The following is a 12,408-nucleotide window of genomic DNA, read 5'->3' as shown; positions in this document are numbered from 1 at the left end:
GCTTTCTTGGCAGCGCGGGTACGCTCGCCTTCGTCGAGGATCTTCTTGCGCAGACGGATCGACTTCGGCGTAACTTCACACAGCTCGTCGTCCTGGATGAACTCCAGAGCCTGTTCCAGGGTGAAACGAACCGGTGGAACCAGAGCGATGGTTTCGTCTTTACCCGAAGCACGCATGTTGTCGAGCTTCTTGCCCTTGGTAGGGTTGACGCCCAGGTCGTTGTCACGGCTGTTCAGACCAACGATCTGACCGTTGTAGATGTCCTGACCGTGCTCGATGAACAGCTTGCCACGAGCCTGCAGGGTTTCCAGGGAGTAGGTCAGTGCCTTGCCGGTCTCAACCGATACCAGTACACCGTTCTGACGGCCGGACATGTGGCCGGACTTCATGGTGTCGTAGCGATCGAAGATCGAGGTCAGGATGCCTGCACCGTTGGTCAGGGTCAGGAACTGGTTACGGAAACCAATCAGACCACGGGCTGGAATGTTGTACTCCAGACGCACACGACCTTTACCATCCGGCGACATGTTGGTCAGGTCGCCTTTACGCAGACCCATCTCTTCCATGACCTTGCCCTGAGCTTCTTCAGGGATGTCGATGGTGACGTTCTCGAACGGCTCCTGCTTGACGCCGTTGACTTCACGGATGATTACTTCAGGACGGCCTACAGCCATCTCGAAGCCTTCACGACGCATGGTTTCGATCAGAACCGACAGGTGCAGCTCACCACGGCCGGAAACCTTGAACTTGTCAGCCGAGTCGCCTTCTTCAACGCGCAGTGCAACGTTGTACAGCAGCTCTTTGTCCAGACGTTCCTTGATGTTACGGCTGGTGACGAACTTGCCTTCCTTACCGCAGAACGGCGAGTCGTTGACCTGGAAGGTCATCGAAACGGTTGGCTCGTCAACGGTCAGTGGCTTCATCGCTTCGACGTTCAGTGGGTCGCACAGGGTGTCGGAGATGAACAGCTCGTCGAAACCGCTGACGCAAACGATGTCGCCCGCCAGTGCTTCTTCAACGTCAACGCGGTGCAGACCGTGGTGACCCATCAGCTTCAGGATACGGCCGTTGCGCTTCTTGCCGTCAACGTCGATGGCCACAACCGGGGTGTTCGGCTTGACGCGACCACGGGCGATACGGCCAACGCCGATAACACCGAGGAAGCTGTTGTAGTCCAGGGCAGAGATCTGCATCTGGAACGGGCCGTCACGGTCAACGGAAGGCGCTGGTACGTTGTCGACGATCGACTGGTACAGCGGGGTCATGTCTTCCGCCATGTCGGTGTGGTCCAGACCGGCAATGCCGTTCAGGGCCGAGGCGTAGACGACTTTGAAGTCCAGCTGTTCATCGGTAGCACCGAGGTTGTCGAACAGGTCGAAGATCTGGTCCAGAACCCAATCAGGACGCGCGCCTGGACGGTCAACCTTGTTGATTACCACGATTGGACGCAGGCCGGCTTCGAAGGCCTTCTTGGTCACGAAACGGGTTTGCGGCATAGGGCCGTCTTGAGCGTCAACCAGCAGCAGCACGGAGTCGACCATCGACATTACGCGCTCAACCTCGCCACCGAAGTCGGCGTGGCCGGGGGTATCCACGATGTTGATGTGGTAGCCGTTCCAGTTGATGGCGGTGTTCTTCGCCAGAATGGTAATGCCGCGCTCTTTTTCCTGGTCGTTGGAGTCCATCACGCGCTCGTCGTTGAGCTCGTTGCGCTCCAGAGTGCCGGACTGACGCAGGAGTTTGTCTACCAGGGTGGTTTTACCATGGTCAACGTGGGCGATGATGGCGATGTTACGGAGATTTTCGATCACTTGTGTATCTCGAGCAGAGGATTCGGGTTGCCGCCAGTTTAGGCGGCGAATATGAATGAAAAACGCTCAACGGGCCCGCCGGTCGGGAGGGCGGTGGCGGATGCTGCCGCCATACAGCCCTGGCGTCTTATGCCGGGCGATAAACACGCACATTGGCATGTCCCTCGCTCAATAAGTGGTGGGCATGCAGGCGGCTCATTACGCCCTTGTCGCAATACAGCAGGTACTGGCGGGTAGCATCCAGTTCCTTGAAACGGCTGTTCAGGGCATAGAACGGCAGCACCTGAACTTCGATACCTTCGAGTACCAGTGGCTGGTCTTCCTGGGCGTCGGGGTGACGGATGTCGATCACCACCTGCCCGGCCAACGCCTGGCTGACTTCTTCAATCTGAATATCCTGGCCCAGCTCATCGATGACATTGTCGATCGAGATCAGGCGGGCACGCTCCAGCGCACGCTCCAGCACCGCCATGTCGAAACTGCGTTCTTCGCTTTCGACGCGGTGACGCTTGGCACAGGTAGTCGGGTTCACCGAAATCACGCCGCAGTATTCTGGCATGTGCTTGGCGAACTCGGCGGTCCCGATCTGGTAGGCCTGATCGATGATGTCCTGCTTGTGGCTGGCCAACAGCGGGCGCAACACCAGTTTCTCGGTCGCCGAATCGATCACTGCCAGGTTCGGCAGGGTCTGGCTGGAGACCTGGGAAATCGCCTCACCGGTCACCAGTGCGTCGATTTCCAGGCGATCGGCAATGCGGGTTGCAGCACGCAACATCATACGCTTGAGGGTAACGCCCATATAGCTGTTACCGACCTTGCCGAGAATTTCGCCGACCACTTCTTCGAACGGCACGCTGACAAACAGCACACGCTGGCTGCTGCCGTACTTTTTCCAGAGAAAGTGTGCGACTTCCATTACGCCAAGCTCGTGGGCACGGCCACCGAGGTTGAAGAAACAGAAATGGGTCATCAGGCCGCGACGCATCATCTGGTAGGCCGCCACGGTAGAGTCGAAACCACCCGACATCAGCACCAGGGTCTGTTCCAGCGCGCCCAGCGGGTAGCCGCCGATGCCCGGGTGCTGGCTGTGCACCACGAACAGGCGCTCATCACGCAGCTCAAGACGCACGACCACTTCAGGGTTGCGCAGATCGATCCCGGCGGCGCCGCACTGCTGGCGCAGTTGGCTGCCAACATAACGATCGACATCCATGGAAGTGAAGCTGTGCTTGCCGGCACGCTTGCAGCGAACCGAAAAATGCTTGCCGGCCAGCTGCGCACCATAATGAAGCTTGCACTTGGCGACGATATCGTCGAAATCGACCAGCGGGTATTCGTCGACCTGCAGGAAATGCGCAATGCCCGGCGTGCAGGACAGGCGCTCGATCATCTCGCGCTGCACTTTTTCATCGTCCAGGCGCGTGATGATCTCGAGATTATCCCAGACACCCTTGACCACGAGCTCTGGATCGAGATCCTTGAGCACGACACGAATGTTGCGGCAGAGCTGGCGAATGAAGCGCTTGCGCACCGGGCCGCTCTTGATGGTGATCTCTGGGAAAATCTTGACGATTAGTTTCATGAAAAACTGCGCGCAATGTGCCAAGCGAAAAAGGGGGGCGCGGATTATAGCGGAAATTGCTCAAGGTTTGACCAACTATTGTACGGACGGCATCTAACGCACCAAAACAGGTCATCTTGATTAAAAATCGCATCATAAGAGTGCGAAAAAAATCCGCTTTTTCAGTATTTACGGCGCAAACGCCTATGTTTGGGGCAAAAAACCCAAGTCGGGGCACTGGCATGCAATTTGCTCCCTTGTGAGGCAGGTTGCCTTGGCGGACTATTCGCGCCCGGCATCACCCAAATTCAAGGGCTGCACAGGCAAGCTCTACCCCACCCGGAGGACACTATGTCGAAGTCGGTTCAACTCATCAAAGATCATGACGTTAAATGGATTGATCTGCGCTTCACTGACACCAAAGGCACTCAGCACCACGTGACCATGCCAGCCCGTGATGCGCTGGATGAAGACTTCTTTGAAGCCGGCAAGATGTTCGACGGCTCCTCCATCGCTGGATGGAAAGGCATCGAAGCGTCCGACATGATCCTGATGCCGGTCGACGATACTGCCGTGCTCGATCCGTTCACCGAAGAGCCAACGCTGATCATCGTTTGCGACATCATCGAACCTTCGACCATGCAAGGCTACGACCGCGACCCACGCGCCATCGCCAAGCGTGCCGAGGAGTACCTGAAGTCCACCGCTATCGGCGACACCGTACTGGTCGGCCCGGAGCCAGAGTTCTTCATCTTCGACGAAGTGAAATTCAAGTCCGACATCTCGGGCTCGATGTTCAAGATCTTCTCCGAACAAGGTTCGTGGATGTCCGACCAGGACGTCGAAGGCGGCAACAAAGGTCACCGCCCAGGCGTCAAAGGCGGTTACTTCCCAGTTCCTCCGTTCGACCATGACCACGAAATCCGTACTGCCATGTGTAATGCCATGGAAGAAATGGGCCTGGTCATCGAAGTTCACCACCACGAAGTGGCAACTGCCGGCCAGAACGAAATCGGTGTGCGTTTCAACACCCTGGTGAAGAAAGCCGACGAAGTTCAGACCCTGAAGTACTGCGTACACAACGTTGCCGACGCTTACGGCCGTACCGCTACCTTCATGCCGAAGCCACTGTACGGTGACAACGGTTCGGGCATGCACGTTCACATGTCCATCTCCAAAGAAGGCAAGAACACCTTCTCCGGCGAAGGCTATGCCGGCCTGTCCGACACCGCCCTGTACTTCATCGGCGGTATCATCAAGCACGGTAAGGCACTGAACGGCTTCACCAACCCTTCGACCAACTCCTACAAGCGTCTGGTCCCAGGCTTCGAAGCCCCTGTAATGCTGGCCTACTCGGCGCGCAACCGCTCCGCCTCGATCCGTATTCCATACGTTTCCAGCCCGAAAGCTCGTCGTATCGAAGCGCGCTTCCCGGACCCGGCTGCCAACCCATACCTGTGCTTCGCAGCGCTGCTGATGGCAGGTCTGGACGGTATCCAGAACAAGATCCACCCAGGCGATGCCGCCGACAAGAACCTGTACGACCTGCCGCCTGAAGAGGCCAAGGAAATCCCACAGGTTTGTGGCAGCCTGAAAGAAGCCCTGGAAGAGCTGGACAAGGGCCGTGCGTTCCTGACCAAAGGCGGCGTTTTCAGCGACGACTTCATCGACGCCTACATCGCCCTGAAAAGCGAAGAAGAAATCAAGGTTCGCACCTTCGTACACCCACTGGAATACGAGCTGTACTACAGCTGCTAATCCCGTGACGCTCGCGCAAGCGGCGTAAGAAAGGCCTCCCTCGGGAGGCCTTTCTTGTTTCTGACGTGTCACCTACGCAAAGCCCAGACGCCTGGCACTGAGCCCTGCGGGAAGTTGGCTTGCCAACGATGCAGGCACCACGTACTCGCCGACACACCCGTCGACGCCAGCGCAGGCAAGCCTGCATCCCACAGAAAACGCGGTTTGAAGCGCCCTCGGAAGCCTCTTTCCGGGCAACGCCTTTAATGCAGAACCGATCCCGGCTCAATGCTCTATATTGGTGCAATGAGCCGCCTGCATCCGCTGTTAACAGCCCATTTTGGTTCAAGAAAATCGCAAGCCTAGGGCTTTGTAGTCCTTTTTTGGGCATATACAGGTCTTTTTCAGGCGAATCCGCTTCTTTTCGGAGCCTTGGTTTGTTTTTTGCATTTTCTTCGTATCAGCGGATTACCAGTGCGCGCGACCCTGGCTTCAGCCACGGTTGTCATGTACCAAAAGAGGTCAACGACGCCCCATGACCATCAGCGATGCTCTGCACCGACTGCTACTGGACAACCTGACCACTGCCACCATTCTGCTCAATGCCGAACTGCGTCTTGAGTACATGAATCCGGCGGCGGAGATGCTGCTCGCCATCAGTGGTCAGCGCAGCCATGGCCAGTTCATCAGCGAGCTGTTCACGGAATCGACCGAAGCGCTGAACTCCTTGCGCCAGGCCGTGGAACACGCTCACCCGTTCACTAAACGCGAAGCCCTGCTCACCTCCTTGGCCGGCCAGACCCTGACCGTCGACTACGCGGTAACGCCCATCCTGAGCAACGGAAAGACCCTGCTGTTGCTTGAAGTCCATCCGCGGGACCGCTTGCTGCGGATCACCAAGGAAGAGGCTCAGCTGTCCAAACAAGAGACCACCAAGATGCTGGTCCGTGGCCTGGCCCACGAGATCAAGAACCCGCTTGGCGGTATTCGCGGCGCGGCACAGTTGTTGGCTCGCGAGTTACCTGAAGAAAGCCTGAAGGACTACACCAACGTCATCATTGAAGAGGCAGATCGCCTGCGCAACCTGGTTGATCGCATGCTGGGCTCGAACAAACTGCCGTCACTGGCCATGACCAACATCCATGAAGTACTGGAGCGGGTCTGTAGCCTGGTCGAAGCAGAAAGCCAAGGCTGCATCACCTTGGTGCGGGACTATGACCCTAGCCTGCCGGACGTCCTGATCGATCGCGAGCAGATGATCCAGGCCGTGCTCAACATCGTTCGCAACGCCATGCAGGCCATAAGCGCCCAGAACGAACTGCGCCTGGGCCGTATCAGCCTGCGTACCCGAGCCATGCGCCAGTTCACCATTGGCCATACACGCCATCGCCTGGTGGCCAAGGTCGAAATCATCGACAACGGCCCAGGCATTCCCGCCGAACTGCAGGAAACCATCTTTTATCCAATGGTCAGCGGCCGTCCAGACGGAACCGGGCTGGGCCTGGCCATTACCCAGAACATCATCAGCCAGCACCAAGGGCTGATCGAGTGTGACAGCCACCCTGGTCACACCAACTTTTCGATCTTCCTGCCGCTGGAACAAGGAGCCATGTCCTCATGAGCCGTAGTGAAACTGTCTGGATCGTCGATGACGATCGCTCCATCCGCTGGGTTCTGGAAAAAGCCTTGCAGCAGGAAGGCATGACCACCCAGAGCTTCGACAGCGCTGATGGCGTCATGGGTCGTTTGTCCCGGCAGCAGCCGGATGTGATCATCTCTGATATCCGCATGCCTGGGGCCAGCGGCCTGGACCTGCTCGCGCAGATTCGCGAGCAGTACCCTCGCCTGCCGGTCATCATCATGACCGCCCACTCGGACCTCGACAGCGCCGTTGCGTCTTATCAGGGCGGGGCCTTCGAGTACTTGCCTAAGCCTTTCGACGTTGACGAAGCCGTCTCACTGGTCAAACGTGCCAACCAGCATGCCCAGGAGCAACAGGGCATGGATGTGGCACCCAGCCTGACCCGCACCCCGGAAATCATCGGCGAAGCACCGGCGATGCAGGAGGTGTTCCGTGCCATTGGTCGCCTGAGCCACTCCAACATTACCGTGCTGATCAACGGCGAGTCGGGTACCGGCAAAGAGCTGGTCGCCCACGCCCTTCACCGCCACAGCCCAAGGGCAGCATCGCCGTTTATTGCATTGAACATGGCGGCAATCCCCAAGGACCTGATGGAGTCAGAGCTGTTCGGCCACGAAAAAGGCGCCTTTACCGGCGCGGCCAACCTGCGGCGCGGGCGCTTTGAGCAGGCGGACGGCGGCACCCTGTTCCTCGATGAAATTGGCGACATGCCAGCCGACACCCAGACGCGCCTGCTGCGCGTGCTGGCCGATGGCGAGTTTTATCGGGTTGGCGGCCACGTGCCGGTCAAAGTCGATGTACGAATCATTGCTGCGACCCATCAGAACCTGGAAACGCTGGTTCAGGCAGGCAAGTTCAGGGAAGACCTGTTCCACCGCCTGAACGTGATCCGCATTCACATCCCGCGCTTGTCGGATCGTCGCGAAGACATCCCGACCCTGGCCCGGCACTTCCTCAGCCGTGCCGCGCAGGAGCTGGCCGTCGAGCCCAAGCTGCTCAAGCCTGAAACCGAAGAATTCATTCGCAACCTGCCATGGCCGGGCAATGTTCGCCAACTGGAGAACACCTGCCGCTGGATCACCGTCATGGCTTCAGGCCGGGAAGTGCACATTGGCGACCTGCCGCCCGAACTGCTGAACCTGCCGCAGGACGCCGCGCCCGTCACCAACTGGGAGCAGGCCTTGCGGCAGTGGGCAGACCTGGCCCTGGCGCGTGGGCAGTCGAACCTGCTCGACAGTGCCGTGCCTAGTTTTGAGCGGATCATGATCGAAACCGCCCTCAAACACACCGCAGGGCGCCGCCGAGATGCTGCCGTGCTGCTGGGCTGGGGGCGCAACACCCTGACCCGGAAGATCAAGGAGCTGGGAATGAACGTAGCGGGCGGCGAAGAGGACGAGGTTGACGACGCCTGACGCCCCATTACTGCAGGAGCACGCCGTGCTGGCGATCGAGGCGCCCGTTTCACCTGACGCGGCGCCGGCTCCTGTAGCCCCCGATGTAGAAGCTGCCCTCTCCTGCTGAACGCGCCACCCTGCACCAAACCCGCTCGCGATGCACCGCGACAAGGCAAAAATCCCCGTCCTAGAGCCTTCTTCTTCCCGCAAAACGGCTGTAATCAGCCATTTTCAGCCCTGCAACAAAACTGGCACACACAGTGCATAACATAGGTATCACCCGTTTTGGGGACCTTGGTACAGGCAGGCCGGGGAATCCCCTCTTTTATTCGCGCAACAATACCTGCAAGCGCCAACGCCCGTCCTGCTCTGCACCGGCCCAATCGCCGTGCAGAGGACGGGCCGCTACCAGGTTCACCAGCAAGCCCTTATCGGTCTTCTGTACCCGCCAGCTCACGGGCTTGCCCTCAAGTTGCAACTGACCGTGCTGAGGCCGCCCATCAGCCTCGAACAGCAGCGCAACAGCACCCTCGACTTCTTCGCCATGCAGCTTGGGTTCTTCGTTGAACCACAGGTTCAGCCCTCCTTCGATGACCTCGACCTGCTCCAACTCCCGAGGCTCGGGCGCCGTCAAGCGACCGATCATCAGCCCGACCAACATGCCGAAGATTGCCAGCGAGAACATCACTCGCGGCCAGAGTTGCGAACGTGGGTCCGGTTCAGGAGTAGAATGCCCTTCGTCTTTTTGCCCGGAGCCGTGCATGTTTCACGTCATCCTCTTTCAACCAGAGATTCCGCCGAATACCGGCAACATTATCAGGCTGTGCGCCAACAGCGGCTGCCACCTGCACCTGATCGAGCCTATCGGCTTTGAGTTGGACGACAAGCGCTTGCGCCGAGCGGGCCTCGACTATCACGAGTACGCCACACTCAAGCGTCATGCCGACCTGCCAAGCTGCCTGGAAAGCCTGGGGCAGCCGCGTCTGTTCGCGTTCACCACCAAGGCCTCGCGGCCCTTCCATGATGCCAGCTTCCAGCCCGGCGATGCATTTTTGTTCGGTCCGGAAAGCCGTGGCCTGCCCGCCGAAGTGCTCGACGCGCTGAGCAGTGAGCAACGCCTGCGCCTGCCCATGCGCGAAGGCTGCCGCAGCCTGAACCTGTCCAACACCGTCGCGGTGGCCGTCTACGAGGCCTGGCGCCAGCAAGGCTTTGCCTGAGCCAAGAAAAAAGCGCCCCGTGGGGCGCTTTCAGGTGACAGCAGTCGCTTATTGCAGCGACGGCGCCTCACCGGCTTCCTGCATACGCGCCATTTCCTGGGCGTACAGGGCATCGAAGTTCACTGGCGACAGCATCAGTGCCGGGAACGAGCCACGGGTCACCAGGCTGTCCAGCGCTTCACGCGCATAAGGGAACAGGATGTTCGGGCAGAATGCGCCCAAGGTGTGGCTCATCGAAGCGGCATCGAGGTTCTTGATCAGGAAGATGCCGGCCTGCTGCACTTCAGCGATGAAGGCTACTTCTTCACCGTTCTTGACCGTGACAGACAGGGTCAGCACGACCTCGTGGAAATCGCCTTCCAGACCTTTTTGCTTGGTGTTCAGGTCCAGTGCGACGCTCGGCTCCCACTGCTGACGGAAGATCGCCGGGCTTTTCGGCGCTTCGAACGACAGGTCGCGCACATAGATGCGCTGCATGGAAAACTGCGGTGCGTTCTCATCCAGCGCTTCTGCGCCGTTGTTCTGTTGATCAGTCATGACAGATCCTTCTTTCCAGGGTCTTGTAGGGGTTCTGAATCAAGCCTTGAGCAAAGCGTCCAGCTTGCCCGCTCGCTCAAGGGCATACAGGTCGTCGCAGCCGCCCACATGGGTAGCGCCGATCCAGATTTGCGGCACCGATGTACGCCCGGCCTTCTGGCTCATTTCAGCGCGCAGCTGCGGCTTGCCATCGACCTTGATCTCATCGAAGGCTACACCTTTGCTCTGGAGCAGGTGCTTGGCGCGCGAGCAGTAAGGGCAGTAATCGCTGGAGTAGACGATGACATCAGGCATGGATCACTTCACCAATGGCAGGTTATCGGCGCGCCAGCTGGACACACCGCCAGACAGCTTGGCAGCGGTAAAGCCGGCCTTGAGCAGCTCACGGCAGGTAGTACCGGAATGCTGGCCCATGTTGTCGACCACGATCAAGGTCTTGGCCTTGTGTTTTTCCAGCTCGCCAATGCGTGCAGCCAGCTTGTCCTGAGGAATGTTCAGGGCGCCGACGATATGGCCGGCAGCGAAGTCCTTGCTGGTGCGAATGTCGATGACCAGGCCCTTTTCGCTGTTGACCAGAGCGGTCAGTTCGCCGCTGCTGAGGCTGCGACCACCGCGACGGGCCTCGGTGAGAATCAGCAGTACCAGCAGCACCGCGAACAGTGCGACGAGCAAATAGTGGTTAGTGGCGAATTCAATCAGGTGAGCAACCATCAGAGGGTTCCGGGCCATTAAAAATGTTGGCCAGTATACACAGCCGCCAAGGTCGGCCAAAGCCCGCCCGACGACCCCGCCTGCAGTAATTCCGCTTAATGTGTTGCAGCTTGTCGGCTTATTCCGTTAACCACACAAAGGGAATTCGTCATCCGGGACCAAGATGCCCTAAAATGCGTTTCTTTTTCATCTGAACAAGCGCGAGTGGGATTCATGACGAGCACGCCAAAACCCCTGGTCCTGATCATCCTGGATGGTTTCGGTCACAGCGAAAGCCACGAGTACAACGCCATCTACTCGGCCAACACCCCGGTTTATGATCGCCTGCGTGCTACCCAGCCGCATGGCCTGATCTCCGGCTCCGGCATGGACGTGGGCCTGCCGGACGGCCAGATGGGCAACTCCGAGGTTGGCCACATGAACCTGGGTGCCGGGCGTGTGGTGTACCAGGACTTCACCCGTGTCACCAAGGCGATCAAGGACGGCGAGTTCTTCCAGAACCCCGTGCTGTGTGGCGCCGTGGACAAGGCGGTCGGTGCTGGCAAGGCCGTACATATCCTTGGCCTGCTCTCCGATGGTGGCGTACATAGCCACCAGGACCACCTGATCGCCATGGCAGAACTGGCCGTTCAGCGCGGCGCAGAGAACATCTACCTGCACGCCTTCCTCGATGGCCGCGACACGCCACCAAAGAGTGCGCAATCGTCCATCGAACTGCTCGACGCCACCTTCGCCCGCCTGGGCAAGGGCCGTATTGCCAGCCTGATCGGTCGCTACTACGCGATGGACCGTGACAACCGCTGGGACCGCGTCGCTGCGGCCTACAACCTGATCGTCGACAGTGTCGCCGAGTTCAGTGCCGACAGCGCCCAGGCCGGCCTGGAAGCAGCCTATGCCCGCGACGAGAGCGATGAATTCGTCAAAGCCACACGCATTGGTGATGCCGTCAAGGTTGAAGACGGCGATGCCGTGATCTTCATGAACTTCCGCGCCGACCGTGCCCGCGAGCTGTCGCGGGTCTTCGTCGAGACCGAGTTCAATGAATTCCCTCGCGCACGCCTGCCGAAGCTGGCGGCCTACATCGGCCTGACCCAGTACTCGGCAAAGATCCCGGCTCCGGCCGCCTTCGCCCCAGGAAGCCTGGACAATGTGCTCGGGGAATACCTGGCCAAGCAGGGCAAGACCCAACTGCGTATCGCCGAAACCGAGAAATATGCCCACGTCACCTTCTTCTTCTCCGGTGGCCGTGAAGAGCCGTTCCCCGGTGAAGAGCGCATCCTGATCCCATCACCCAAGGTCGCCACCTACGACCTGCAACCGGAAATGAGCGCCCCCGAGGTGACCGACAAAATCGTCGAAGCCATCGAGCAACAGCGTTATGACGTGATCGTGGTCAATTACGCCAATGGCGACATGGTTGGCCATAGCGGTGTGTTCGAGGCTGCGGTCAAGGCCGTGGAGTGCCTGGATACCTGCGTCGGCCGGCTGGTCGAAGCACTGGAGAAGGTCGGCGGCGAAGCGCTGATCACTGCCGACCATGGCAACGTCGAGCAGATGGAAGACGAATGCACGGGGCAGGCGCACACCGCGCACACCACCGAACCGGTCCCATTCATCTACGTCGGTAAACGCCCGTTCACCGTTCGTGACGGCGGCGTACTGGCAGATGTCGCCCCCACCATGCTGAAACTGATGGGCCTGGAACAACCCCGGGAAATGACCGGGACCTCGATCCTGATCGACGCCTGACCTGCGTAAACCCGCCATAACGGTCGGTTTTCCGGACAAACGCCTCAAG

The 12,408-nt window shown here is 59.2% G+C and carries 11 protein-coding genes; 5 read left to right on the top strand and 6 right to left on the bottom strand.

Annotated elements, in window-relative coordinates; genetic code table 11:
• Positions 1-1,811: translational GTPase TypA (gene typA, locus EKA13_RS23235; RefSeq protein ID WP_065761551.1), on the bottom strand; the 1,811-nt coding region annotated here is incomplete at its 3' end.
• 127 nt (positions 1,812-1,938) lie between these two features.
• Positions 1,939-3,393 (bottom strand): tRNA uracil 4-sulfurtransferase ThiI, encoded by a 1,455-nt coding sequence (gene thiI / locus EKA13_RS23230; protein ID WP_065761550.1) that lies wholly within the window; start codon positions 3,391-3,393, stop codon positions 1,939-1,941.
• A 330-nt stretch (positions 3,394-3,723) separates the two neighbouring features.
• On the opposite strand from thiI, the gene glnA reads away from it, so the two are divergent.
• From glnA to ntrC, 3 genes are all read left to right on the top strand, one after another.
• Positions 3,724-5,130, top strand: a complete 1,407-nt coding sequence (glnA, locus tag EKA13_RS23220) for a glutamate--ammonia ligase (RefSeq protein WP_065761549.1) — start codon at positions 3,724-3,726, stop codon at positions 5,128-5,130.
• Positions 5,131-5,644: 514 nt separating this feature from the next.
• Positions 5,645-6,730 carry a nitrogen regulation protein NR(II) gene (gene glnL / locus EKA13_RS23215; protein WP_065761548.1) on the top strand — a complete coding sequence of 362 codons (1,086 nt, stop codon included), beginning with the start codon at positions 5,645-5,647 and terminating at the stop codon, positions 6,728-6,730.
• Positions 6,727-8,163 carry a nitrogen regulation protein NR(I) gene (gene ntrC, locus EKA13_RS23210; protein WP_065761547.1) on the top strand — a complete coding sequence of 479 codons (1,437 nt, stop codon included), beginning with the start codon at positions 6,727-6,729 and terminating at the stop codon, positions 8,161-8,163. Before glnL ends, ntrC begins: the two co-directional genes overlap by 4 nt.
• 307 nt (positions 8,164-8,470) lie before the next feature.
• Here ntrC and EKA13_RS23205 read toward each other — a convergent pair whose 3' ends face one another.
• The gene (locus tag EKA13_RS23205) at positions 8,471-8,908 is read right to left on the bottom strand and encodes a hypothetical protein (RefSeq protein WP_065761546.1); all 438 of its coding nucleotides are present in this window, start codon (positions 8,906-8,908) and stop codon (positions 8,471-8,473) included.
• On the opposite strand from EKA13_RS23205, the gene trmL reads away from it, so the two are divergent.
• Positions 8,907-9,362, top strand: a complete 456-nt coding sequence (trmL, locus tag EKA13_RS23200) for a tRNA (uridine(34)/cytosine(34)/5-carboxymethylaminomethyluridine(34)-2'-O)-methyltransferase TrmL (RefSeq protein WP_065761545.1) — start codon at positions 8,907-8,909, stop codon at positions 9,360-9,362. The two genes, EKA13_RS23205 and trmL, sit on opposite strands and share 2 nt — an antisense overlap.
• 48 nt (positions 9,363-9,410) lie before the next feature.
• Here trmL and secB read toward each other — a convergent pair whose 3' ends face one another.
• Genes secB through EKA13_RS23185 form a run of 3 tightly spaced genes read right to left on the bottom strand, consistent with a single transcriptional unit; the run spans position 9,411 to position 10,610 of the window.
• Positions 9,411-9,899, bottom strand: coding sequence for a protein-export chaperone SecB (gene secB / locus EKA13_RS23195; protein ID WP_065761544.1), 489 nt, complete (start codon positions 9,897-9,899; stop codon positions 9,411-9,413).
• A gap of 39 nt (positions 9,900-9,938) precedes the next feature.
• Positions 9,939-10,193: a glutaredoxin 3 gene (grxC, locus tag EKA13_RS23190; protein WP_065761543.1), complete on the bottom strand. Its 255-nt coding sequence runs from the start codon at positions 10,191-10,193 to the stop codon at positions 9,939-9,941.
• 3 nt (positions 10,194-10,196) lie between these two features.
• A complete protein-coding gene (locus EKA13_RS23185; protein ID WP_065761542.1) occupies positions 10,197-10,610 on the bottom strand; it encodes a rhodanese-like domain-containing protein in 414 nt (137 codons plus the stop codon).
• A 213-nt stretch (positions 10,611-10,823) separates the two neighbouring features.
• On the opposite strand from EKA13_RS23185, the gene gpmI reads away from it, so the two are divergent.
• Positions 10,824-12,359 (top strand): 2,3-bisphosphoglycerate-independent phosphoglycerate mutase, encoded by a 1,536-nt coding sequence (gpmI, locus tag EKA13_RS23180; RefSeq protein ID WP_065761541.1) that lies wholly within the window; start codon positions 10,824-10,826, stop codon positions 12,357-12,359.
• The last annotated feature ends 49 nt before the right edge of the window (positions 12,360-12,408 follow it).

The sequence above is a fragment of the Pseudomonas defluvii genome (assembly GCF_001695625.1).
Taxonomy (GTDB): domain Bacteria; phylum Pseudomonadota; class Gammaproteobacteria; order Pseudomonadales; family Pseudomonadaceae; genus Aquipseudomonas; species Aquipseudomonas defluvii.
This window is presented reverse-complemented; position numbering and strand designations above follow the sequence as displayed.

Excerpts from the sequence above, each read along its gene's own strand:
- glnL (WP_065761548.1), top strand. The coding sequence starts at position 5,645 with ATGACCATCAGCGATGCTCTGCACCGACTGCTACTGGACAACCTGACC.
- trmL (WP_065761545.1), top strand. The coding sequence starts at position 8,907 with ATGTTTCACGTCATCCTCTTTCAACCAGAGATTCCGCCGAATACCGGC.
- gpmI (WP_065761541.1), top strand. The coding sequence starts at position 10,824 with ATGACGAGCACGCCAAAACCCCTGGTCCTGATCATCCTGGATGGTTTC.
- EKA13_RS23185 (WP_065761542.1), bottom strand. The coding sequence starts at position 10,610 with ATGGTTGCTCACCTGATTGAATTCGCCACTAACCACTATTTGCTCGTC.
- grxC (WP_065761543.1), bottom strand. The coding sequence starts at position 10,193 with ATGCCTGATGTCATCGTCTACTCCAGCGATTACTGCCCTTACTGCTCG.
- ntrC (WP_065761547.1), top strand. The coding sequence starts at position 6,727 with ATGAGCCGTAGTGAAACTGTCTGGATCGTCGATGACGATCGCTCCATC.
- EKA13_RS23205 (WP_065761546.1), bottom strand. The coding sequence starts at position 8,908 with ATGCACGGCTCCGGGCAAAAAGACGAAGGGCATTCTACTCCTGAACCG.
- glnA (WP_065761549.1), top strand. The coding sequence starts at position 3,724 with ATGTCGAAGTCGGTTCAACTCATCAAAGATCATGACGTTAAATGGATT.
- secB (WP_065761544.1), bottom strand. The coding sequence starts at position 9,899 with ATGACTGATCAACAGAACAACGGCGCAGAAGCGCTGGATGAGAACGCA.
- thiI (WP_065761550.1), bottom strand. The coding sequence starts at position 3,393 with ATGAAACTAATCGTCAAGATTTTCCCAGAGATCACCATCAAGAGCGGC.